Source organism: Pseudomonas sp. OTU5201 (assembly GCF_038440135.1).
Classification (GTDB): Bacteria; Pseudomonadota; Gammaproteobacteria; order Pseudomonadales; family Pseudomonadaceae; genus Metapseudomonas; species Metapseudomonas resinovorans.
The window spans coordinates 133,615-156,412 of sequence record NZ_JASATC010000005.1 but is presented as its reverse complement, the minus strand read 5'-3'; the positions used below and the strand labels follow the sequence as shown (position 1 = coordinate 156,412).

Sequence of the window (22,798 nt, the reverse complement as noted above, 5' to 3'; positions counted from 1 at the left end):
CGGCGAGTGCCGGCTGTCCGTGATACGCGCCTATCAGAGAATGTAGCGCGAAAGGTCCTCGTCCTGTGCAAGCTCGCCGAGATGGCCGTTGACGTAGGCCGCATCGATGAGGATCGGTGTCTCGTCATGCTGCGCGGCGAGGTCGCCAGCGCTGAAGGACACCTCTTCCAGCAGGCGTTCGAGCAGGGTGTGCAGGCGTCGGGCACCGATGTTCTCGGTCTTCTCGTTGACCTGCCAGGCAATCTCCGCCAGGCGCTTGATGCCGTCCGGAGCGAACTCGATGTTCAGGCCCTCGGTCTTAAGCAGCGCGCTGTACTGCTCGGTCAGCGAGGCGTGGGGCTCGGTGAGGATGCGCTCGAAGTCTTCCGGGGAGAGTGCCTTAAGCTCCACGCGGATCGGCAGGCGGCCCTGCAGTTCCGGCACCAGGTCGCTGGGCTTGGACAGGTGGAAGGCGCCGGAGGCGATGAACAGGATGTGGTCGGTCTTCACCATGCCCAGTTTGGTGTTCACGGTGCAACCTTCGATCAGCGGCAGCAGGTCGCGTTGCACACCCTCGCGGGATACATCGGCGCCGCCAACGTTACCGCGCTTGGCCACCTTGTCGATCTCGTCGATGAAGACGATACCGTTCTGTTCCACCGCTTCCAGGGCGGCCGCTTTCAGCTCTTCCTCGTTGACCAGGCGCGCGGCTTCTTCGTCGCGCACCAGCTTCATGGCTTCCTTGACCTTCAGCTTGCGGGTCTTGCGCTTGCCTTTGCCGAGGTTGGAGAAGAGGCTCTGCAATTGGTTGGTCATTTCCTCCATGCCGGGCGGGGCCATGATTTCCACGCCAGCCGGGGACTCGGCCACTTCAATGTCGATTTCCTTGTCATCAAGCTGGCCTTCGCGCAGACGCTTGCGGAACAGTTGGCGGGTGTTGGAGTCCTCACGCGGCTGCTCATCGCCAAAGCCGGTGCGGGCCGGGGGCAGCAGGGCGTCGAGGATGCGGTCTTCGGCGGCGTCTTCGGCGCGGTAGCGTACGCGGTGCATTTCCTGCTCGCGCATCATCTTCACGGCGGCATCGGCCAGGTCGCGGATGATCGATTCGACGTCACGGCCGACGTAGCCAACTTCGGTGAACTTGGTGGCTTCCACCTTGATAAACGGCGCATTGGCCAGCTTGGCCAGGCGACGCGCGATTTCGGTCTTGCCGACACCGGTCGGACCGATCATCAGGATGTTCTTTGGCGTCACCTCGGCGCGCAGTTCGACCGGCAGCTGCATGCGGCGCCAGCGGTTGCGCAGGGCGATGGCGACGGCGCGCTTGGCGTCGTCCTGGCCAACGATGTGGCGGTTGAGTTCGTGGACGATTTCGCGGGGCGTCATGGACATGAAAATTGCTCCATTGCGGGACAGCGGCCTTACTCGGCGCTGTCCAGCTCCTCGATGGTCAGGTTCTGGTTGGTGAACACGCAAATGGTGCCGGCGATGTTCAGGGCGGTCTCGGTCACTTCGCGAGCGGACAGTTCGGTGTGTTGCAGCAGCGCCAGGGCAGCGGCCTGGGCGAAGCCGCCACCGGAGCCCATGGCGATCAGGCCGTGCTCGGGTTCGACCACGTCACCATTGCCGGTGATGATCAGAGAGGCATCCTTGTTGGCGACGGCGAGCATGGCTTCCAGGCGGCTCAGGGAGCGGTCGGTGCGCCAGTCCTTGGCCAGCTCGACGGCGGCCCGGACCAGGTGGCCCTGGTGCTTTTCCAGTTGGCCTTCGAAACGTTCGAACAGGGTGAAGGCGTCGGCCGTGGCGCCGGCGAAGCCGGCCAGGACCTGGCCGTGATAGAGGCGACGGACCTTGCGGGCGTTGCTCTTCATGACGGTGTTGCCGAGGGAAACCTGGCCGTCGCCGCCCATGACGACTTTGCCGTTGCGGCGGACTGAAACGATGGTGGTCAAGGGGAGAGTCTCCACGCAGCGGGGCGAAATGCCCGAATGGAAACTCAGATGGGGGGCCTTGCCCGGGTTTTCAACCGGGCAAGGTAATCAGCAGCTCAACGGCTTTGGCGCTGCTGTAACAGCAAATTGCTGAATCCGCTGCCGGCGAGCTGCTTCTGTGCCGAGGCGAGCTGCTCGCGATTGGCGAAGGGGCCGACCAGCACGCGATACCAGGTTTCTTCGCGAACGGTGCCGGACTCCACTTGGACGTTCTGTCCGAGCAGGATGATCTGAGCGCGCACGCGGTCGGCGTCGTCGCGCTTGCGGAACGAGCCGGCCTGGAGGAAGAACTGGTTGGTGACCGGCGCCTTGGCCACCACCGGCGGCGGGGGCGGCGTCTCGCCGTTCAGGGCGGCCTGGGCGCGTGCAGCATCAATCTTGGCGGCTTCTTCCGGCGTGACCGGCTTCTGCTCGGCCGGTGTGGGCGGCGTCTCCTTGGGCACCGCTTCCGGCGGCACTATCACTTCCGACTCCGGCAGCAGGGTGTAGAAGTCGTACTTCGGCTTCGCCGGTTCCTGGGGGGGCGGTGTCGTCGGCTTGGCCTGGGGCTTCCCGGCATCACTGCCGGCCTTGCCGCTGGCGGCACCGGTCGCGGCCTGCTCTGGCTTGGTCCGGCGCACTTCGTCGCGGCCCGGCTCGAGCTGGTTCAGGAAAACCACGAAGCCACCGATGACCAGTCCTATGGCGAGCCAGACCCAGCCGGGCACTGGTTTCTTGGCCGGCGCCTGGTAGCGGCTGGCCCCGCGCTTGGGTGCAGCTTTTTTCTTCGCCATAGTCCGTTACATGCGTTCCAGGGTTTGCAGGCCGAGCAGCTCAAGACCCTGTTTCAGGGTGCGGCCGGTCAGCGCGGCGAGGCGCAGGCGACTCTGCTGGGTGGCCTGGTCGTCGGCGGTGAGGATCGGGCAGTTCTCGTAGAAGCTGGAGAACAGGCCGGCCAGGTCGTAGAGGTAGGCGCAGAGGAGGTGCGGGACGCCCTTCTCAGCGACGTTGCCCAGGGTATCGGCGAACTGCGCCAGCTTGGCAGCCAGGGCCTGTTCCTGGTCGGCGACAAGGATGATCTGGCCATCGACTTCGGAGAAGTCCTTGCCGAGCTTGCGGAACACGCTGGCTACGCGGGTGTAGGCGTAGAGCAGGTAGGGGGCCGTGTTGCCCTCGAAGCTCAGCATCAGCTCGAAGTTGAAGCTGTAGTCGCTGGTGCGGTGCTTGGACAGGTCGGCGTACTTCACAGCGCCGATACCTACGGCACGGGCAATCAGGCGCAGCTCGGCCTCGTCCAGCTCAGGGTTCTTGCCTTTGACCAGGTCGTAGGCGCGCTGTTCGGCTTCGTCCAGCAGATCGATCAGCTTCACGGTGCCGCCATCGCGGGTCTTGAACGGGCGGCCGTCAGCGCCGTTCATGGTGCCGAAGCCCATGTGCTCCATCTCGAACGACGCGGGCACGAATCCAGCGAGGCGCGCAGCAGCGAAGACCATCTGGAAGTGCAGGGCCTGGCGCTGGTCGACGAAGTACAGCGCACGGTCGGCCTTGAGTACGTTGGCGCGGTAGCGGGTGGCGGCCAGGTCGGTGGTGGCGTAGAGGTAACCGCCGCCAGCCTTTTGCACGATCAGCGGCAGGGGGTTGCCTTCGGCGTTCTTGAACTCGTCCATGAACACGCACAGGGCACCGTCGCTCTCGGTGAGCAGGCCTTTGGTGCGCAGGTCGGCAACGACGTTCGGCAGGTCGTCGTTGTAGGCGCTCTCGCCTTTCACGTCAGCCATGGTGAGCTTGACGCCCAGGCGGTCGTAGACGGCCTGGCAGTGGCTCAGGGAAATGTCGTTGAAACGGTTCCAGAGGCGCAGGCAATCGGGGTCGCCGGCCTGCAGCTTGACCACCAGCTCGCGGGCGCGGTTGGCGAACTCTTCGGACTCGTCGAAGCGCTTCTTGGCAGCGCGGTAGAAAGACTCCAGGTCGCTCAGCTCGGCATCGCTGCCCACCGGCTGTTCCTGCATGTACGCCAGCAGCATGCCGAACTGGGTGCCCCAGTCGCCCACGTGGTTCTGGCGGATGACGGTGTCACCGAGGAACTCGAGGACCCGGGCTACACCGTCACCGATGATGGTGGAGCGTAGGTGGCCAACGTGCATTTCCTTGGCCAGGTTCGGTGCCGACAGGTCGACGACCACGCGTTGCTGCGGGCCGTTCTTGCGCACGCCGAGGTGGTCGTCGGCCAGGGCGGCCTCCAGGCGTTGGGCCAGGGCCTGGGTGTTCTGGAAGAAGTTGAGGAAGCCGGGCCCGGCGATTTCCACCTTGGCCACTTGCTCGTCCTGGGGAAGGGCTGCGATGAGCTTCTCGGCCAGGTCGCGTGGCTTCATGCCGGCGGGTTTGGCCAGCATCATGGCGATGTTGCTGGCGAAGTCGCCGTGGCTCTTGTCCTTGGTGTTTTCCACCTGGATGGCCGGGCTGAGGCCCTCGGGCAACACGCCCTCGCTGGCGAGTCGGGTCAGGGCTTGCTGGATCAGCTGGCGAATGGTGTCTTTCATCTTCTGCTCTTCCGGCCGCCCCGGAGAGGGCTGGCACTGGTTGAAAACTGTGCATTATCGGTGGGCTGCGGCAGCAGCTTCAAGTTTTAAGCTGCGAGCTGCAAGGACCAGTGGGTGCTGTCGGTCGGTTGGTCCGCGCTAGAACAGGTCAATAGGGTCGACATCCAGCGACCAGCGCACTGTGCGACCGCCAGGCAACTGCTCCAATACCTGGCTCCAGGGCGTCAGCAGACGGTGTAGCGGCGCGCGGGCATGGGCCTGCAGCAGCAATTGTGCTCGATAGCGGCCGGCACGGCGTTCCATGGGCGCGGGCACCGGCCCCAGGAGTTCGACGCCATTGAGGCCCATCTCGGCCAATTGCTGCTCGGCCTCGAGGCAGGCGCTGTCGAGAAACGCTTCCGCCTGGCCAGGCTTGTGCGCTTCGGCACGCAGCAGGGCAAGGTGGGCGAACGGTGGCAGGCCAGCGGCTCGGCGCTCCGAGAGCGCCTGCTCGGCAAAGGCGAAATAGCCCTGTTCGGTGAGTTGTACCAGCAGCGGATGATCGGCCAGGTGGGTCTGGATGATCACCCGGCCCGGCTCCTCCGCACGGCCAGCGCGTCCGGCGACCTGGACGATCAACTGGGCCATGCGCTCGCTGGCGCGGAAGTCGGCGGAGAACAGGCCGCCGTCGGCATCGAGGATGGCCACCAGGGTCACTCGTGGGAAGTGGTGCCCCTTGGCGAGCATCTGGGTGCCGACAAGGATGCAGGGCTCACCGCGCTGGATGGTGGCGAACAGCTTGTCCATGGCGTCTTTACGCGCGGTGCTGTCACGGTCGATGCGCAGTACCCGCGTTTTCGGGAAGAGGATTGCCAGGCGCTCTTCCGCGCGCTCGGTGCCGGCGCCGACGGGGCGAAGGTCAACCTTTCCGCAATCGGGGCAGCATGCCGGCTGGCGCTGGGTGTGGCCGCAATGGTGGCAGCGCAGTTCGTTGAAGCGCTGATGCAGGGTCATGCGCGCATCACAGCGCGGGCATTGGCTGATCCAGCCGCAGTCATGGCACAGCAGGGTGGGTGCGAAGCCGCGGCGATTGAGAAACACCAGCACTTGCTGGCCGGCGGCCAGGGTCTGTGCGATTGCCTGCTGCAACGGTATGGAGATGCCGGAGTCCAGCGGCAGGCTCTTCACATCCAGGCGCAGGAAACGTGGCTGTTTGGCGCCACCGGCCCGCTGGGTCAGGCGCAGCAGGCCGTAACGACCGGCGTGGGCATTCTGCAGGCTTTCCAGGGAGGGTGTGGCTGAGCCCAGCAGGATTGGGGTGTTCTCCTGGCGGGCGCGTACCAGGGCAAGGTCGCGGGCGTGATAGCGCAGGCCTTCCTGCTGTTTATACGAGGCGTCGTGCTCCTCGTCGATGATGATCAGGCCGGGATTCTTCAGCGGTGTGAAAAGTGCCGAACGCGTGCCGATGACGATATCGGCCTCACCGTCGCGGGCGGCTAGCCAGGCATCTAGACGTTCGCGGTCGTTGACCGCCGAGTGGAGTAAGGCGATCCGTGCGTTGAAACGTCGCGAAAAACGCTCAAGGGTCTGCGGGCCAAGGTTGATCTCGGGGATCAGCACCAAGGCTTGCTTGCCGGCTTCAAGGGCCTGGCGGATAAGTTGCAAGTAGACCTCGGTCTTGCCGCTGCCGGTCACGCCCGCCAGGAGCAGGGCGTTGAAGCTGCCAAAGGAGGCGTGGACGGCATCGAAGGCCGCGCGCTGTTCCGGGTTCAGCGGGAGTTCCGGCTGGGCCAGCAGCGGGCCGTGGCGTTCGCTGGGGACATGGCGGCGCACTTCGACGCGGGCCAGGCCCTTCTCCAGCAGGATATCGAGGCTGTCCTTGTTCAACTGCAACTGGGCGAGCAGTTGGTGGGCTACGCCATGGGGGTGCTGGGCAAGGGTGGCCAGGGCCTGGCGCTGGCGTGGCGCGCGGGCCAGGCGCGGATCGTCGACGCTGGCACCGGGGGCTGCATGCCAGAAGCGCTCCTGCCGCGCTTCGGCCGGTTCGCCCTGGCGCAACAGCACTGGCAGTGCCCAGCTCAGGGTGTCGCCCAGGCTGTGCTGGTAGTACTGGGCGGTCCACAGACACAGCTTGAACAGCGGCGGCGGCAGGGGCGGTCGGCTGTCCAGTAGTTCGAGGGCGGGCTTGAGCTTGTCCGCGGGCACTTCGCTCGTCTCCGCCAGCTCAACCAGCACGCCGATGATCTCGCGACGGCCGAAGGGAACGCGCAGGCGCACACCTGGCTGCAGGGCGGCACGCGGCACGCCGGCAGGCGCCCGATAGTCGAACAGGCGGCGCAGCGGAGAGGGCAGGGCAAGGCGCAGAATGAGGGCGTCGGGCAAGCGGGCGATCCCTTCGGAAAAGGCGCGATCTTAGCATGGCCCGCCGCGACGGCCGGTGTGGCCGGCTGGTTGCAACGCCCCCGCACTCTGGTATCATCCGCCGCCTGTTTCCGTGCGGTGCTCGACATAGGGTCGGGTGGCGGCACGCCAGACCTGAGGATCAAGCAATGAAACCGGAAATCCATCCCGAGTACGTAGCGATCGAAGCTACCTGCAGCTGCGGTAACGTCATCAAAACCCGCTCCACCCTGGGTAAGAACATCAGCCTCGACGTATGCTCCGAGTGCCACCCGTTCTATACCGGTAAGCAGAAGGTTCTGGACACCGGCGGCCGTATCGATCGCTTCAAGCAGCGTTTCGGCGTGTTCGGCACCAAGTAAGGGTCCGGGCAGCCCGGGAAGGCCCAGTGGCCACGTCCCCGCTGACAAAAAAGGCGCCTCTAGCAGGCGCCTTTTTCTTTTTCTGGGCACTGAGTTTCGCCCTGCAGGCCGCCTGCCCGGCTCCGGGTAAGCTTCCTACTTATAAAGTCCGAAAAGTCGTTGATGGCGACACCCTGCGTCTGACCGATGGGCGAAGCATTCGTATGATCGGTCTGAATGCGCCCGAGTTGGCGCGCAAGGGGCGGTCGGATGAACCCTACGCCAAAGCGGCACGCCAGCGCTTGGGCGAGCTGGTGAAGTCCAGCGGCGGATGGGTGGGGCTTCGGCTCGGGCGCGAATCTAAAGACAGGTACGGTCGGACGCTGGCGCACCTGTACGACAGTCGCGGACGAAACCTTGAGGAGTACCTGCTTGCCGAGGGCTTGGCGTTTCGCATCGCCATTGGCCCCAACGCCGCCTTGAGTGACTGCCACGCTATCGCCGAGCGCGCGGCGCGCCGGGCTGGTCGTGGGCTTTGGCGTCGCCCGCCCCTGCAGTCGCCCTGGCAGCTGCGGCAGAGTGGCTTTGCGCTGGTGCAGGGGCGAGTGACGAAGGTTGATCGCAACCGCGGCGGCGTCTGGCTCCAGCTGGAGGGGCCGCTGGTATTGCGGATCGAGCTGAAGCAATTGCGCCAGTTCGATGCGGCCGCGCTGCAGCGCCTGGTGGGGCGGCGTGTAGAGGCGCGGGGCTGGGTAATTGACCGCGCGCGTAGGGGCGGCGTTAATACGAGGGATTCCCGCTGGATGCTCCCCCTTACCCACAATGGAATGCTCGAGGTGATTCGATGAGATCCGCTGCGCTCGTCATGGCGCTACTGCTTGCTTCTTCCCAATTGGTCGGTTGTGCAGTCAACCCTGCAACCGGTAAGACCAACTTTGTGATGATGAGCGAGCAGCAGGAGCTGGATCTCGGACGCCGCTACAACCAGGAAATCGCCAAGCAGAATCCGCGATACGCGGATGAAAAGCTGCAGGCCTATGTGCAGGAAGTGGGTGCGCGTGTCGCCCGTCACAGTCACCGCAATAACATCCCCTACCTGTTCACCGTGGTTGACTCACCTGATATCAACGCCTTCGCTCTGCCGGGTGGCTACATCTATATCAACCGCGGACTGCTGGCGTACCTGAGCTCTGAGGCTGAACTCGCCGCGGTGCTGGGGCACGAAGTGGGGCATGTCACCGCGCGGCACAGCGTGCAGCAGCAGAGCCAGTCCACCGCCTGGAACATCCTCGGGCAGGCGGTGGCCATCGGTACCGGTGTCGGTGCCGCCGGCGACCTGACCAATGTACTGGGTACCGCATTCGTGCGTGGCTATGGGCGCGATATGGAGCTGGAGGCTGACGGTCTCGGAGCCCAGTACCTGGCGCGCAGTGGTTATGACCCCCAGGCCATGATCGACGTGGTGAAAGTGCTGAAAAACCAGGAGGAGTTCGCCCGCGACCAGGCTCAGCGCAAGGGTCAATCCGCGCCACCGTCGGGTTATCACGGGCTGTTCGACACGCACCCTGACAACGATACCCGTCTGCAACAGGTGGTGGGGCCGGCAAGCGCGCTGGCTGGCGGCAATCAATTGGTGAACCGGGAGGTATTCCTCAAGCATCTCGAGGGACTACCTTTCGGCGATTCGGCGGAAACTGGCGTGCGTCGTGACCAGAACTTCTACCACGCCGAACTGGATTTCACACTGCATTTGCCGGACGGCTGGGGGCTGGTCAATCGCCCTGATGCGGTGATCACCCACAGCGCCGACCAACAGGCATTCATCGCCATGACTCTGGATGGCCGCAAGCCAACCCTGACGCCTGCAGACTACCTGCGACAAAAGGCCGGTCAGCGCCTGTCCATGGAGGAGCCGTTGCAGCAAGCGGGGCTACAAGGGGCTACTGCGGTGCTTCCGGGTACTCCGGCGCGGCGAGTGGCGGTGATCTACAAGGACGACAAGGCGTACCTGTTCGTCGGTGCCATTCGCAATCGGGCCTCGCTGGAAAGCCAGGACGATCACTTCATGTCTGTTATCAAGAGCTTCCGCCCGCTGAAGAAGGAAGAGTACGCCCTGGCCCAGCCATTACGACTGCACCTGATCCAGGTGAAGTCGGGGCAGACCATTGCCAGCCTGGCTAGAGAGAGCAAACTGCCGGGTACGCAAGTGGATCTGGAAAATCGTATTCGATTGCTCAATAATTTGTATCCAATCGGCGAGCCGAGGCCAGGAGATTGGCTAAAAGTCTTACGTTAGAGGGGTTGACGCCGGGTGACTGAACGGTCTTGTTAGCCCCATGCATCTTGCGTATGCTCGCCCGTCACGTCTGTCACAAGCAAAAAGCGGAAATGCCAAAATGTCTGATCTGAAAACGGCCGCTCTCGAATACCATGCCCAACCCCGCCCCGGGAAACTCAGTGTCGAGCTGACCAAGCCGACCGCTACCGCCCGCGACCTGTCGCTGGCTTACAGCCCGGGCGTTGCCGAGCCGGTACGCGAAATCGCGCGTGATCCCGAACTGGCCTTCAAGTACACCGGCAAGGGCAATCTGGTAGCGGTTATTTCTGACGGCACTGCCATCCTCGGTCTGGGCAACCTTGGCCCGCTGGCCTCCAAGCCGGTGATGGAGGGCAAAGGCGTTCTGTTCAAGCGTTTCGCAGGCATCGACGTATTCGACATCGAAGTGGACGCTGAAAGCCCGCAGGCCTTCATCGATACCGTAAAGCGCATTTCCATTACCTTCGGTGGCATCAACCTCGAAGACATCAAGGCGCCCGAGTGCTTCGAAATCGAGCGTACCCTGATCGAGCAGTGCGACATTCCGGTGTTCCACGATGACCAGCACGGCACGGCAATCGTGACCGCTGCCGGCATGCTCAATGCCCTGGAAATCGCAGGCAAATCTCTGGCCGAAGCCAAGATCGTCTGCCTCGGCGCCGGTGCTGCCGCGATCTCCTGCATGAAGCTGCTGGTGAGCATGGGTGCCAATGTCGAGAACATCTTCATGATCGACCGTAAAGGCGTGATCCACGCCGGTCGCGACGACCTGAACCAGTACAAGGCCGTGTTCGCCCACGAAACCGACAAGCGCACCCTGTCCGAAGCACTCGACGGTGCGGACGTGTTCGTCGGCCTGTCCGGCGCCAACCTGCTGAGTCCGGAAGACCTCAAGCGCATGGCGGCCAACCCGATCGTCTTCGCCTGCTCCAACCCGGACCCGGAGATCAAGCCGGAGCTGGCTCACGAGACCCGCAGCGACGTGATCATGGCCACCGGTCGTTCCGACTATCCGAACCAGGTCAACAACGTTCTGGGCTTCCCTTTCATCTTCCGCGGTGCCCTGGACGTGCGCGCCACCCGCATCAACGAGGAAATGAAGATCGCCGCCGCTAATGCCCTGCGCGACCTGGCCAAGGAGCCGGTACCGAAGGACGTCTGCGATGCCTACAACGTGGCATCCCTGGAGTTCGGTCGTGAGTACATCATTCCGAAGCCCATGGACAAACGCCTGATCACCGTGGTTTCCGATGCTGTGGCCAAGGCCGCCATCGAGTCCGGCGTAGCGACCCTGCCGTATCCGAAGCACTATCCGCTGACGTCGGTGGATGACGTGTTCAACGGCTAAGTCGAGAGGTAATAAGAAGCCCCGCACTACAGGCCGTGTGAAAACTCCCTGAGTGCAGGCCACACCAACGCCCCGACTGGTTCGGGGCGTTGGCGTTTCTGGGTAATCGAAAGAGAGGAGCGGGATTTATCCCATCAACTCGATCAACCGATGGGCGCCGAGCACGTTGAGGGCTCGTTTCAGGTTGTAGGCGTTTACCGCCAGGGGCGTTTCCGTGCGTGCGTCCTGCAACTGGCGGAGCAGGAAGCGGCCGTTGCCCAGGATCCACTGCTTCAGGTTGCCGAAGGGGTGTTCGACGATGGATCGGCGCCTGACCATCATCTCCGGGTGCGCTTGCATCCGCTGCTGCATCCGCGCAAACGCCGCTTCATGGGCATGCCGGGTCATGTGTCGACGCCGGGGGTTGGTGCGCTGCGGCTTCAACGGGCAGTCACTGCAGTCGCTGCGTACGGCGTAGATGCGCTGGCTGCCCTTGACCTGTTTGAGCGGTAGCCACTGGCCCGCCGGACACGGGTACTGGTCGGTTTCCGCGTCCTAGCTAAAGGCACTGCGGTCGAACAGCAGTGTGTCACCCGCCCCAGCAGCCACATCACCTCGACATTGCGCCGGCACTTGGCCTCCAGGCGACGGGAAGAGCGGATGCGCTGGAAGTAGCCGTACAGGTAGAGCTTGAGCAGGTCCGCCGGGTCGTAGGGCGGACGCCCGGTTCGACCCGGCTGTGCCTTGCTGAAACCCAGCACCTGCAGATCCAACCGCGCCACGTAGACCTCGATCACCCGCACCAGGTGGTCTTCGGGAACCCGCTCGTCCAGCGACGGCGGAAACAGGCTGTCCTGACCGCGCGCCTCTCCCTGGATGAAGCCCATAAACGACAATGCCCGTATCGAACGATACGGGCATTGTCTTCAGCCTCGACTCAGACGGCTAGGCTTTCACATGGTCTGAATCGCGGGGCTTTTTATTGGGCGCCTGTTCCTCAGAACAGGTCGATGGGGGCAGCCTCGTCGGCGGGCAGCGGGCTGCCGGGGATGGCCAGGCCCGGATCCAGCTCGCTCATTGGCGGCGGTGTGTCTTCGCTCTTGAACAGCTCGAAGAACCCATCTGCCGTGCCGGGGCTGGCGGCGCGACCGCTCAGGGGATCGATGCGCAGGGTCAGTAGGCCTGCGGGCTCGGGCTGGACGTGGGCCGGCTTATCCTTCAAGGCCGTGCCCATATAGTTCATCCAGATCGGCAGCGCGACGGTGCCGCCGTACTCATGGCGGCCCAGGCTTTCCGGCTGGTCGAAGCCAACCCAGACAGTGGTGACGTAGTCTGCGTTGTAGCCGGAGAACCAGCTGTCCTTCGATTCGTTGGTGGTGCCGGTCTTGCCAGCGATGTCGTTGCGACCCATGGACAGCGCACGGCGACCGGTTCCGCGTTTGATCACATCCTGCAGCATGCTATTGAGGATGTAGGTGGTGCGCGGGTCGACGATGCGCTCTGCAGTGGCCGGTGTCTGGCTTTGGGGGGCAGAGGCGTCGGTGGAGGCGAGCAGGGTATCCGGCGCGGCATTCGCCTGTGCGACTTCGCTGGATTGCGCCTCGCTCGCTGGAACTCGAGGCGGATTGGCAACGAACAGGACCTTGCCGTCGCGGCTTTCGATGCGATCGATCAGATAAGGCTGCACCTTGTAGCCGCCGTTGGCGAAGGCGCTCCAGCCCCCGGCGATCTCCAGTGGAGTGAGGTTGGCCGTGCCAAGCGCCATGGATAGGTTGCGCGGCAAGTCATCCTTGTTGAAGCCGAAACGGCTGATGTAGTTCAGCGCATAGTCGATGCCGATGGCCTGCAGTACGCGGATCGACACCAGATTGCGCGACTTGTACAGGGCTTCGCGCAGGCGGATCGGGCCGAGGAAGGTGTTGTTGTCGTTCTTCGGGCGCCAGGCTTCTTCCATACCTGCTTCCTGAAAGACGATGGGGGCGTCGTTCACCAGGCTGGCGGCGGTGAAACCGTTGTCCAGGGCCGCGGCATAAAGGAACGGCTTGAAGCTCGAGCCCGGCTGGCGCTTGGCTTGCGCGGCGCGGTTGTAGTTGCTCTGCTCGAAGGAGAAGCCGCCGACCAGGGCACGAATGGCGCCGTCATTCGGATCCAGTGAAACCAGGGCGCTCTGCGCAGCGGGAAGCTGAACGAAGCGCAGGCTTCCATCGGCCTGACGCTGTACGCGAATCAGATCACCGACCTGGGTGACGTCAGCGGGCTGTTGCGGGCGTGGGCCGAGGCTGTTGGTGTTAAGGAAGGGGCGGGCCCACTTCATGCTGTCCCAGCTCACAGCCTCTTCCTGCCCACTCCGGGTCAGGACCAGGATGCCGCTCTTCTCTACCTGGGTGACGATGGCTGGCTCCAAGCCACCAAGAGACTTCTGCTTGGTCAGTTCCTGCAGCCAGGTTTCCTTGGTCATACCCGGTAGGCGGGTTTCCGGGCCGCGGTAGCCGTGGCGTTGGTCGTACTCGATCAGGCCTTCGCGCAGGGCAGTGTTGGCGGCTTGCTGGAGGTCGCTGGGGACGGTGGTGGTGACGCGGAAACCTTCAGTGTAAGCGTCACTGCCGTAGCGGCCGACCATCTCGGCGCGGGCCATCTCGGCAATATAGGGCGCGGCCAGTTCAGGCGTGGGAACGTGGTAGCTGGCATTGATCGGCTCGTTGAGTGCCTGCTGGTAGCGGGCGTCATCGATTCGGCCAAGCTTGTACATGCGTCCGAGGATCCAGTCGCGTCGTTCCTTGCTGCGCGTCGGATTGACCAGCGGATTGAAGCGCGAGGGGGCCTTGGGCAGGCCGGCGATCATTGCCATCTGTGCCAGGCTGAGTTCGCGAATGGACTTGCCGTAATAGACCTGTGCGGCGGCTTCGATACCGTAGGCGCGGTTACCGAGGTAGATCTTGTTCACATAAAGTTCAAGAATTTCATCTTTGCTGAGTTCCCGTTCAATTTGCAGGGCTAGCAATATTTCATTGATCTTGCGGGAGAAACTTCTTTCGCTGGTGAGGAAGTAGTTTTTCGCCACCTGCATGGTGATGGTGCTGCCGCCTGTCTGGATGTGGCCAGTCTTCAATAATTGCGTGGCAGCGCGCATCAGGCTGGTGAGGTCGACGCCATAATGGTTTGCGAAATTGTCGTCCTCGGCAGCCAGGAGGGCCTTGATGAAATCCGGCGGGATGTCGGCGAAACGCACTGGCGAGCGGCGCATCTCGCCGAACTCCGCGATCAGCTTGCCATCGCTGCTGTAGACGCGCAGCGGGATCTGGAGCTGAATCCTGCGTAGCGAGTCGACGGACGGAAGGCTGGGGCTAAGATAGAGGTAGGCGCCGCTGAAACTGAGCAGCAGGCCACAGAAAACGGCGACGAGGGACCACCAGAAAAACTTCAGCAGGCGCATCAAGGCTTATGGATTTCCAGACAAAAGAATGAGTTAAGCGAAAGACGATGATAAAAGGCAAAAGCCGATCACATTATAAGCGTTTTTTTTCCGGGGGAGCCATTTGCGCTTCTGTCAAGACTGCTATTTAATGTGGAAAAACATAAATCGTCCGTAAGTCTCGGACGCTGATAGGAAATCGGTCGTGCTAGGGCTCTTCAATAAGAAAGCGAATTCGCTGTTGGGGATCGACATCAGCTCGACCTCAGTCAAGCTCCTTGAATTGAGTCGCTCGGGAAGCCGCTTCAAAGTGGAGTCCTATGCCGTCGAGCCACTCCCACCAAACGCGGTTGTCGAAAAGAACATCGCCGAGCTGGAGGGCGTTGGGCAAGCGCTTTCCCGTGTGGTCACGAAGGCGCGTACCGGTGTCAAGGCTGTCGCGGTGGCCGTGGCCGGTTCGGCCGTGATCACCAAGACCATCGAAATGGAAGCCGGGCTCTCCGATGATGATCTGGAGAACCAGCTGAAGATCGAGGCCGACCAGTACATCCCCTATCCGCTGGAAGAAGTTTCTATCGACTTCGAGGTGCAGGGGCCATCCGCGCGCAACCCGGAGCGAGTCGACGTACTACTGGCAGCTTGCCGGAAGGAGAACGTCGAAGTGCGCGAGGCCGCGCTTGCGCTGGCCGGCCTCACTGCCAGGGTGGTCGACGTTGAAGCCTATGCGCTGGAACGCGCCTATTCGCTGCTTTCGGCCCAGTTCGGTGATTCGCATGACGAGTTGACGGTAGCGGTCGTTGATATCGGCGCCACCATGACCACCCTCAGCGTCCTGCACAACGGGCGCACCATCTATACCCGTGAGCAGCTCTTCGGTGGTCGCCAACTTACCGAAGAGATCCAGCGGCGTTATGGGCTTTCGGTCGAAGAAGCTGGCCTTGCCAAGAAGCAAGGTGGTCTTCCGGATGACTACGACAGCGAGGTTCTGCAACCGTTCAAGGATGCAGTCGTCCAGCAGGTTTCCCGCTCGCTTCAATTCTTCTTCGCCGCGGGTCAGTTCAACGATGTGGATTACATCCTCCTGGCGGGTGGTACGGCTTCGATTCCCGATCTGGATCGGCTGATCCAGCAGAAGATCGGCACGCCGACCCTGGTTGCCAACCCATTCGCCGACATGGCGCTGAGTAGCAAGGTCAATGCGGGCGCGCTTGCTAGTGACGCGCCGGCGCTGATGATTGCTTGCGGCTTGGCGATGAGGAGTTTCGACTGATGGCGCGCATCAACCTACTCCCCTGGCGGGAGCAACTGCGCGAGGAGCGCAAGCAGCGCTTCCTGGTGGCAATGGGAGCCATTCTGGCGCTGGGCGCCGGTGCAGTGTTCCTGGGTGACCAGTACCTGAACAGCGCCATCGAGAACCAGCAGGCGCGCAATGACTTCGTTCGCAAGGAAATTGCTGTCCTGGATGCCAGGATCAAGGAAATCAGCGAGCTGAAGACCCGTCGTCAGCAGCTTCTTGAGCGGATGAAGATCATTCAGGACCTGCAGGGCAATCGACCGATCATTGGTCGTGTATTCGACCAGTTGGTGCGTACCCTGCCCGATGGTGTCTTCTTCACCGGTCTGAAAATGACCGGGAAAAGCATCGCTATTGTTGGCGCCGCCGAGTCGAACAACCGGGTTTCCAACCTGATGCGTAATCTGGATGCCTCGGAGTGGCTGGTTTCGCCGAATCTCACCGAGGTCAAGGCGATTACTGCGGGGGCAGTGGACCAGGCCAACGTGTTTCAGTTGACCGTGCAGCAGACCCAGCCGGGCTCCGAAGAGGAAAACGGCAAGAACGCCGCCACCAAAGGAGCCGCGAAATGAGTTTCTCCGACTCCCTCGAAAGCCTGCGCAAGATCGATCTGGCCGATCTGGACGTCAACAACCTGGGGTCCTGGCCCATTGCGGTCAAGGTCATCACTTGCATACTGCTGCTGATACTGGTGCTGGCGCTGGGTTACAACTTCCATCTCAAGGATCTTGAGCTGCAACTGGACTCGAAGCGTGCCGAAGAGGTGACTCTAAAGGAGCAGTTCGCTGCCAAGGCTTTCCAGGCCGCGAACCTGGAAGCCTACAAGGAGCAGATGAAGGAGATGGAGACCTCCTTCGGTGCCCTGTTGCGTCAGTTGCCAAGCGACACCGAAGTGCCGGGCTTGCTGGAAGACATCACCCGTACAGGTCTGGGCAGCGGTCTCGAGTTCGAAGAGATCAAGTTGCTGCCGGAGGCTGCCCAGCAGTTCTATATCGAGCTGCCGATCCAGATTTCGGTGGTTGGCGGTTACCACGACCTGGCGACCTTCGTCAGTGGCGTCGCCAGCCTGCCGCGAATCGTCACCCTGCATGATTTCGACATCAAACCTGTTGACCAGGACAGCGGCTCCAAGTTGCGTATGTCAATCCTGGCCAAGACTTACCGCTACAACGACAAGGGGCTGCAGAAATGAGTAGTCCTCGCGCCCGCTTGGCACTTTGTGCCCTTATGCTCGCCAGTCTTTCCGGTTGCGGTGCTGGCAGCGACTTTGGTGACCTCCAGGCTTATATGGATGAGGTGCGCGCTCGCCCGAAGGGGTCCATCGAGCCCTTGCCGAAATTCCAGCCTTATGAAGCCTTCACGTACAGTGCTTCGGCATTGCGCAGCCCCTTCCAACCGCCGATCAAGATCGATCTGGCCAAGCAGCAAAAGGGGTCGAAGGACGTTCATCCGGACGAGACCCGCGTCAAGCAATTCCTAGAGGGCTTCAACATCGAGTCCTTCGAAATGGTCGGTACCCTGTCCAATGGCTCGGGAACCTTTGCCTTGATCAATGGTGCAGGAGGGGTGCATCGGGTCAAGGTGGGTGACTATCTGGGGCGTAACCACGGCCGCATCGTTGGCATCGATGAAGCCAAGGTCGACGTGGTCGAGATTGTCCCGGATGGAGAAGGCGGATGGCTGGAACGTCCGCGGAGTCTCGCGCTCAGAGAGCGCTCTTGAGGGCGAGGTGAATCACCGATGAAGAATAACTACCGGTCTGCACAACGGAACCAGATGATGAAAAGCTCGCTATCGCGCCTTGGTATCACGCTATTGGCTGCACTGCTGTCGCCAGCGCTGCTGGCTGCGAACCTGCAGGCGCTGGATGTTGCGGCCCTTCCGGGCGACAGGGTTGAACTCAAGCTGGCTTTCGACGAGCCGGTGGTCGCTCCCCGTGGCTATACCATTGAGCAGCCTGCGCGCATCGCCCTGGACCTTCCAGGCGTGTCGAACAAGCTAGGCACCAAGAACCGAGAGTTGGGCGTAGGCAACGCCCGCAGTGTGACGGTGGTCGAGGCCAAGGACCGCACCCGTCTGATCATCAACCTGTCTACTCTGGTGCCCTATAGCACTCGTGTGGAGGGTCGAAACCTTTATGTCCTGGTGGGAGATTCCGCGTCCGCCGCTCCGCGCACCACGGCGTCCGCGCCAGCTCCGGCTGCTGCCCCCCTGACGGCTTCGCAGCCGGTCAAGAGCTATGGCCGTGCCGATCGCGCCATCGAAAACATCGACTTCCAGCGTGGTGAGCAGGGTGAGGGCAATGTGGTCATTACCCTGTCCGACCCTAGCGTCAGCCCCGACATTCAGGAACAGGGCGGCAAGATTCGCCTGGACTTCTCCAAGACCCAGCTGCCAGAACCTTTGCGTGTACGCCTGGATGTGAAGGACTTCGCTACTCCGGTGCAGTTTGTCAGCGCCTCGGGTTCCGGCAGCAACGCCAGCATCAGCATCGAACCTACCGGCTTCTATGACTACCTGGCCTACCAGACCGACAACAAGCTCACCGTTAGTATCAAGCCGCTGACTCAGGATGATGTGGAGAAGCGCAGGGCGGAGCGGTTTGCCTACTCTGGCGAGAAGCTGTCGCTGAATTTCCAGGACATCGATGTGCGCTCGGTATTGCAGCTGATTGCCGACTTCACCGACTTGAACCTGGTCGCTTCGGACACCGTGCAGGGCAACATCACCCTGCGCCTGCAGAATGTCCCGTGGGATCAGGCTCTGGACCTGGTGCTGAAGACCAAGGGCCTGGACAAGCGCAAGGTCGGCAACGTGCTGCTGGTCGCGCCGGCTGACGAAATTGCCGCTCGCGAGCGTCAGGAATTGGAATCGCAAAAGCAGATCGCCGAACTCGCTCCCCTGCGTCGTGAGCTGATCCAGGTGAACTACGCGAAGGCTGCGGATATCGCCAAGCTGTTCCAGTCCGTCACCAGCGGCGACCCGAGTGCCGCCGGTACCGATGAGCGCGGCTCCATTACCGTGGATGACCGCACAAATAGCATCATCGCCTACCAGACCGAGGACAAGCTGGGCGAATTGCGCCGCATCGTTGCCCAACTGGATATCCCGGTTCGTCAGGTAATGATCGAGGCGCGCATCGTCGAAGCCAACGTCGACTACGACAAGGCCTTGGGTGTCGAATGGCGTGGCGCGAGCATTGGTGACAACAACTTCGTTGTCGGTGGCGGTGGCGCCGGTCGCCCGGGTGCTTCGCAGGCAGGCAACGTGAACCTGGCGAACGCTCCATTCGTCGACCTTGGTGCCAGCGACCCTACCTCGAGCATTGGTATCGGTTTCATCACCGATAACACCATTCTCGACCTCGAGCTGTCGGCCATGGAGAAGACCGGCAACGGCGAGATCGTGTCGCAACCCAAAGTGGTCACCTCTGACAAGGAAACTGCAAAGATCCTGAAGGGTTCCGAGATTCCCTATCAGGAGGCCAGTTCCAGCGGCGCCACCAGCACGTCCTTCAAGGAGGCGGCCCTGTCCCTCGAGGTGACTCCGCAGATCACCCCGGACAACCGCATCATCATGGAAGTCAAGGTCACCAAGGATGCTCCGGACTTCGCCAACGCCCTGAACGGCGTACCGCCGATCAACAAAAACGAAGTCAACGCCAAGGTACTGGTCAACGATGGTGAAACCATTGTCATAGGTGGGGTATTCTCCAACACCCAAACCAAGGCGGTGGACAAGGTGCCCTTCCTCGGCGACCTGCCCTTCCTCGGCCGCATGTTCCGTCGCGACGTGGTTCAGGACAAGAAATCCGAGCTACTGGTATTCCTCACTCCCCGTATCATGAACAACCAGGCAATTGCGGTGAGTCGCTGATATCGGTGCGAAATTTGATTCTGATCGGCCCGATGGGGGCAGGAAAAAGCACCATCGGGCGTTTGCTTGCAAAAGAACTGCGACTTCCCTTCAAGGACTCCGATAAGGAAATCGAACAGCGCACCGGAGCGAATATCCCTTGGATATTCGACGTCGAGGGTGAGCAAGGCTTTCGTGATCGTGAACAGGCGATGATCGAAGAGCTCTGTGAGCAGGACGGTGTCGTCCTGGCGACTGGCGGCGGCGCAGTGTTGCGTCCGGCCAACCGCCAGGCCTTGCGCTGTGGCGGGCGGGTTGTCTATCTGCATACCTCCGTTGAGCAGCAGATCGAACGGACCGCTCGGGACCGCAATCGCCCGCTGCTGCGCTCGGCTGATCCGGGAAAGGTCCTTCGCGACCTGATGGCGATTCGCGATCCGCTCTATCGCGAGATCGCCGATATCATCATCGAAACCGACGAGCGGCCGCCGCGCCTTGTGGTGCAAGAAATACTGGCGCGCCTGCAGGCACTGCCGCCCCGTTAATGCGCGGGCGGAACTGCGCTATCCTTTAGCCCTTTTTATGTCGGGGGCCCCATGCGGACACTTCAGGTCGATCTTGGCGAGCGTAGCTATCCCATTCATATAGGTTCCGGGCTGCTGTCGCAGCCGGAGCTCTTCACGCCGCATATCGCGGGTCGGCAGGTGGCTGTCGTCACCAATGAGACTGTGGCGCCCCTCTATCTTGAGAAACTGACCCAGACCTTGCAGGGCTATTCGGTATTACCGGTTGTGCTGCCCGATGGCGAGGCCCATAAGAACTGGGAAACCCTGCAGTTGATCTTCGACGCCCTGCTGGGCGCGCGCCATGATCGGCGTACCACCGTTATTGCCCTTGGGGGCGGTGTTATCGGTGATATGGCCGGCTTTGCTGCAGCTTGCTACCAGCGTGGCGTGGACTTCATCCAGGTACCTACCACTCTGCTGTCCCAGGTGGACTCCTCCGTCGGTGGCAAGACTGGGATCAACCATCCGTTGGGAAAGAACATGGTCGGCGCCTTCTATCAGCCCAAGGCGGTGATCATCGACACGGACAGCCTGCGCACCCTGCCGGAACGCGAACTGTCTGCCGGCCTGGCCGAGGTAATCAAGTACGGCCTGATCTGTGACGAGTCGTTCCTGCCCTGGCTCGATGAGAAGATGCCTGCCCTGCGCGGCCTCGACGCCGGCGCCCTGACCGAAGCCATCGAGCGCTCCTGTGCCGCCAAGGCCAGGGTGGTCGGGGTGGATGAGCGTGAGTCTGGTCTGCGCGCCATTCTCAACCTGGGCCATACCTTCGGCCACGCCATCGAGACTCAGCAGGGTTACGGTGCCTGGTTGCACGGTGAGGCGGTATCGGCGGGTACCGTCATGGCCCTTGAGATGTCCAGTCGTCTGGGCTGGATTTCAACAGACGAGCGCGATGCGGCTATTCGCCTCCTGCGCAGTGCCGGCTTGCCGGTCGTACCGCCGACGGACATGACGCCGGAACAATTCCGCCAGCATATGGCCGTAGACAAGAAGGTGCTCGATGGCCAGTTACGCCTGGTGCTGCTGCGCCGAATAGGCGAAGCCGTCGTGACTGCCGAATATTCGCGCGATGTGCTGGAGGCCACCTTGGCCGCCGACTATCGCGCCCTGGCCGACAAGCTTGGAGAGTAAAGGATTCCCATGAGCAGCCTGCACGCCGACGAGGCCTACCTCGGTCATTACCAGTTCACCCATGACCCGTTCGCGGCGCGGGTGCCTGGCTTCAAGTTCTTCCCTGCCCAGCGCAAGCCGGTGCTTGGTCAGCTACACCATCTGGCGCGCTATAGCCAACTGATGCTCGTGGTGAGCGGTCCGCATGGCAGCGGCAAGACCCTGCTGCGTCAGGCCCTGGTCGCCAGCACCAACAAACAGGCCGTGCAGAGTCTCGTGGTATCGGCTCGCAATTCGGTCGAAGCCGGAGGTCTGCTACGGCAGATCGCCCAGGGGTTGAGTGTTGCCCAGGCTGACGTGCGTTCCATTCTGGCCCAGGTTGCCCAGCTCGCCCTGACCGGCCAGGAGGTGTATCTCCTGGTGGATGACGCCGAAGAACTGGATGACGCGTCTCTCGATAGCCTGCTGGCCTTGGCCGAGGGCAATGTCGAGGCGCGCACTCACGTATTCCTGTTTGGTGAAGACTCCTTGCTGGCACGCCTCGATGCTCTGGCTGAAGGGGAGGAGCGCTTCCATGTCATTGAGCTGCAGCCCTACAGTCAGGAAGAAACCCGTGAGTACCTCGCTCAGCGCCTCGAAGGTGCTGGTCGTGGCATCGAGTTGCTGAGCGATGAGCAGGTGGAAGAGATCCACCTGCAATCCGGCGGCTGGCCCGGTTCGATCAATCAGGTGGCACGTGATTTCATGGTCGAAGCGATGCTTGCCGAGCGTGGCGCGTCGCGGAAATCCGCTACCGGCTTCAGCCTGCCGAAGAAGCACCTGCTGGCCCTTGCAGTAGTCGGGGTCGGCGTGGTTGCTGCCTGGATGATGCAGGGGCGCAACGAGGGCAATGCTGAGACTGCACCCGCCGCCCAGGTGCCGTTGGGGCAGGCACCAGCCGGCCAGGCTGGCAGTCAGGATGATTCTGGCGCGCCGGCTGTCGAGTTTGCAGGTTCCTCCCAGCCGCTGCCGTTGCCGTTGGTGGGAGAAGCCCAGCCGGTAATTCGCGAACCGCTGGCGCAGGCAGCTGGCCAGGGTGAGCCGGAAGATGCTCCGGCACCCGATGCGACCGCCAATGTGCCGCCTACCGTCACCACCGTTGCACCGCCCCAGGGGGCGACAGCCAGTCCAGCGCCTGCATCAGTAGAACCCATTGCGTCGTCGCAACCGTTGCCCCTGCCGACTCAGCCTGTCGCAGCTGTGCCTGTTGCCCCGGTCGCACCCGCCAAACCTGCCACCCCGGCTCCGACATCGGCGGCCGTTTCGGCCCCGGCTTCCAAGCCGGCCCCTGCGCCGAGTCAGGCTGCGGCCAAGCCGGTTGAGAAACCTACGTCGGCGCCTGCGGCCGCTGCTGCGGGTGGGAGTGCGGGCAATGGTTGGTATCGCAGCCAGACCGGCAATCATTTCGCCCTGCAGGTGCTTGGCACCAGTTCGGAAAACAGCGCCAAAGCCTTCGTTCAGCAGAATGGCGGCCAGTACCACTACTTCAAGAAGCAGTATCAGGGCAAGGCGCTCTATGTCGTGACCTATGGCAGTTTCCCCAGTCGCACTGCTGCCCAAGCTGCGATCAAATCCTTGCCGGCCAAGGTCCAGGCTGGTAAACCCTGGCCCAAGACCTTCGCCAGCATCCAGCAGGAGATGGCTCGCTAGTTCCGCGCGAGCCTGA

The 22,798-nt window shown here is 62.4% G+C and carries 18 protein-coding genes and 1 pseudogene; 12 read left to right on the top strand and 7 right to left on the bottom strand.

Going from position 1 to position 22,798, the window contains the following annotated elements:
- Positions 1-33: 33 nt before the first annotated feature.
- From hslU to AAHM40_RS05010, 5 genes are all read right to left on the bottom strand, one after another.
- The gene (gene hslU / locus AAHM40_RS05030) at positions 34-1,371 is read right to left on the bottom strand and encodes an HslU--HslV peptidase ATPase subunit (RefSeq protein ID WP_342243679.1); all 1,338 of its coding nucleotides are present in this window, start codon (positions 1,369-1,371) and stop codon (positions 34-36) included.
- A gap of 29 nt (positions 1,372-1,400) precedes the next feature.
- Positions 1,401-1,931, bottom strand: a complete 531-nt coding sequence (gene hslV / locus AAHM40_RS05025) for an ATP-dependent protease subunit HslV (protein ID WP_028629805.1) — start codon at positions 1,929-1,931, stop codon at positions 1,401-1,403.
- A gap of 95 nt (positions 1,932-2,026) precedes the next feature.
- Positions 2,027-2,743, bottom strand: coding sequence for an SPOR domain-containing protein (locus AAHM40_RS05020; protein WP_342243678.1), 717 nt, complete (start codon positions 2,741-2,743; stop codon positions 2,027-2,029).
- 6 nt (positions 2,744-2,749) lie between these two features.
- Positions 2,750-4,489: an arginine--tRNA ligase gene (gene argS, locus AAHM40_RS05015; RefSeq protein ID WP_342243677.1), complete on the bottom strand. Its 1,740-nt coding sequence runs from the start codon at positions 4,487-4,489 to the stop codon at positions 2,750-2,752.
- 138 nt (positions 4,490-4,627) lie between these two features.
- Positions 4,628-6,850: a primosomal protein N' gene (locus tag AAHM40_RS05010; RefSeq protein WP_342243676.1), complete on the bottom strand. Its 2,223-nt coding sequence runs from the start codon at positions 6,848-6,850 to the stop codon at positions 4,628-4,630.
- 167 nt (positions 6,851-7,017) lie between these two features.
- Between AAHM40_RS05010 and rpmE the strand changes: the two genes are divergently transcribed.
- The 4 genes from rpmE to AAHM40_RS04990 all read left to right on the top strand — a co-directional run bounded on the left by rpmE (position 7,018) and on the right by AAHM40_RS04990 (position 10,874).
- Entirely contained in the window at positions 7,018-7,230 is a 213-nt protein-coding gene (gene rpmE, locus AAHM40_RS05005; protein WP_028629801.1) for a 50S ribosomal protein L31, read from the top strand.
- Between the two features lie 26 nt (positions 7,231-7,256).
- Positions 7,257-8,057: a thermonuclease family protein gene (locus tag AAHM40_RS05000; RefSeq protein ID WP_342243675.1), complete on the top strand. Its 801-nt coding sequence runs from the start codon at positions 7,257-7,259 to the stop codon at positions 8,055-8,057.
- Positions 8,054-9,505, top strand: coding sequence for a M48 family metalloprotease (locus tag AAHM40_RS04995; protein ID WP_342243674.1), 1,452 nt, complete (start codon positions 8,054-8,056; stop codon positions 9,503-9,505). The genes AAHM40_RS05000 and AAHM40_RS04995 overlap by 4 nt, the downstream gene beginning before the upstream one ends.
- 100 nt (positions 9,506-9,605) lie before the next feature.
- On the top strand, positions 9,606-10,874 hold the full coding sequence (locus tag AAHM40_RS04990) for a malic enzyme-like NAD(P)-binding protein (RefSeq protein WP_342243673.1): 1,269 nt from the start codon (positions 9,606-9,608) through the stop codon (positions 10,872-10,874).
- Between the two features lie 126 nt (positions 10,875-11,000).
- Here the strand turns inward: AAHM40_RS04990 and AAHM40_RS04985 are convergent.
- Together AAHM40_RS04985 and AAHM40_RS04980 are read right to left on the bottom strand one after the other, a co-directional pair.
- Positions 11,001-11,740: pseudogene (locus AAHM40_RS04985) on the bottom strand (transposase).
- A gap of 110 nt (positions 11,741-11,850) precedes the next feature.
- Entirely contained in the window at positions 11,851-14,286 is a 2,436-nt protein-coding gene (locus AAHM40_RS04980) for a penicillin-binding protein 1A (RefSeq protein ID WP_342243672.1), read from the bottom strand.
- Between the two features lie 184 nt (positions 14,287-14,470).
- Here AAHM40_RS04980 and AAHM40_RS04975 point away from each other — a divergent pair, with 184 nt between their 5' ends.
- From AAHM40_RS04975 to AAHM40_RS04940, 8 genes are read left to right on the top strand one after another with little or no spacing between them, the layout of a single operon-like run.
- The gene (locus AAHM40_RS04975) at positions 14,471-15,535 is read left to right on the top strand and encodes a pilus assembly protein PilM (protein WP_342243671.1); all 1,065 of its coding nucleotides are present in this window, start codon (positions 14,471-14,473) and stop codon (positions 15,533-15,535) included.
- Positions 15,535-16,131 (top strand): PilN domain-containing protein, encoded by a 597-nt coding sequence (locus tag AAHM40_RS04970; protein ID WP_028630567.1) that lies wholly within the window; start codon positions 15,535-15,537, stop codon positions 16,129-16,131. The genes AAHM40_RS04975 and AAHM40_RS04970 overlap by 1 nt, the downstream gene beginning before the upstream one ends.
- Positions 16,128-16,751 (top strand): type 4a pilus biogenesis protein PilO, encoded by a 624-nt coding sequence (gene pilO / locus AAHM40_RS04965; protein WP_342243670.1) that lies wholly within the window; start codon positions 16,128-16,130, stop codon positions 16,749-16,751. Before AAHM40_RS04970 ends, pilO begins: the two co-directional genes overlap by 4 nt.
- Positions 16,748-17,281: a type 4a pilus biogenesis lipoprotein PilP gene (gene pilP / locus AAHM40_RS04960; protein WP_342243669.1), complete on the top strand. Its 534-nt coding sequence runs from the start codon at positions 16,748-16,750 to the stop codon at positions 17,279-17,281. Before pilO ends, pilP begins: the two co-directional genes overlap by 4 nt.
- A 57-nt stretch (positions 17,282-17,338) precedes the next feature.
- Positions 17,339-19,435 (top strand): type IV pilus secretin PilQ, encoded by a 2,097-nt coding sequence (pilQ, locus tag AAHM40_RS04955; RefSeq protein WP_342243668.1) that lies wholly within the window; start codon positions 17,339-17,341, stop codon positions 19,433-19,435.
- Positions 19,436-19,440: 5 nt separating this feature from the next.
- Positions 19,441-19,959: a shikimate kinase AroK gene (gene aroK / locus AAHM40_RS04950; RefSeq protein ID WP_280284964.1), complete on the top strand. Its 519-nt coding sequence runs from the start codon at positions 19,441-19,443 to the stop codon at positions 19,957-19,959.
- 51 nt (positions 19,960-20,010) lie between these two features.
- Positions 20,011-21,114, top strand: coding sequence for a 3-dehydroquinate synthase (gene aroB, locus AAHM40_RS04945; protein WP_342243667.1), 1,104 nt, complete (start codon positions 20,011-20,013; stop codon positions 21,112-21,114).
- A 9-nt stretch (positions 21,115-21,123) separates the two neighbouring features.
- Positions 21,124-22,782, top strand: coding sequence for an AAA family ATPase (locus AAHM40_RS04940; protein ID WP_342243666.1), 1,659 nt, complete (start codon positions 21,124-21,126; stop codon positions 22,780-22,782).
- Positions 22,783-22,798: the final 16 nt, after the last annotated feature.

What these genes read in the sequence shown, in the direction of transcription:
- pilQ (WP_342243668.1), top strand. Translation starts at nt 17,339, where the DNA reads ATGAAAAGCTCGCTATCGCGCCTTGGTATCACGCTATTGGCTGCACTG.
- aroB (WP_342243667.1), top strand. Translation starts at nt 20,011, where the DNA reads ATGCGGACACTTCAGGTCGATCTTGGCGAGCGTAGCTATCCCATTCAT.
- AAHM40_RS04995 (WP_342243674.1), top strand. Translation starts at nt 8,054, where the DNA reads ATGAGATCCGCTGCGCTCGTCATGGCGCTACTGCTTGCTTCTTCCCAA.
- AAHM40_RS04980 (WP_342243672.1), bottom strand. Translation starts at nt 14,286, where the DNA reads ATGCGCCTGCTGAAGTTTTTCTGGTGGTCCCTCGTCGCCGTTTTCTGT.
- AAHM40_RS04990 (WP_342243673.1), top strand. Translation starts at nt 9,606, where the DNA reads ATGTCTGATCTGAAAACGGCCGCTCTCGAATACCATGCCCAACCCCGC.
- pilO (WP_342243670.1), top strand. Translation starts at nt 16,128, where the DNA reads ATGAGTTTCTCCGACTCCCTCGAAAGCCTGCGCAAGATCGATCTGGCC.
- pilP (WP_342243669.1), top strand. Translation starts at nt 16,748, where the DNA reads ATGAGTAGTCCTCGCGCCCGCTTGGCACTTTGTGCCCTTATGCTCGCC.
- argS (WP_342243677.1), bottom strand. Translation starts at nt 4,489, where the DNA reads ATGAAAGACACCATTCGCCAGCTGATCCAGCAAGCCCTGACCCGACTC.
- AAHM40_RS04970 (WP_028630567.1), top strand. Translation starts at nt 15,535, where the DNA reads ATGGCGCGCATCAACCTACTCCCCTGGCGGGAGCAACTGCGCGAGGAG.
- AAHM40_RS05020 (WP_342243678.1), bottom strand. Translation starts at nt 2,743, where the DNA reads ATGGCGAAGAAAAAAGCTGCACCCAAGCGCGGGGCCAGCCGCTACCAG.
- AAHM40_RS04940 (WP_342243666.1), top strand. Translation starts at nt 21,124, where the DNA reads ATGAGCAGCCTGCACGCCGACGAGGCCTACCTCGGTCATTACCAGTTC.
- hslU (WP_342243679.1), bottom strand. Translation starts at nt 1,371, where the DNA reads ATGTCCATGACGCCCCGCGAAATCGTCCACGAACTCAACCGCCACATC.
- rpmE (WP_028629801.1), top strand. Translation starts at nt 7,018, where the DNA reads ATGAAACCGGAAATCCATCCCGAGTACGTAGCGATCGAAGCTACCTGC.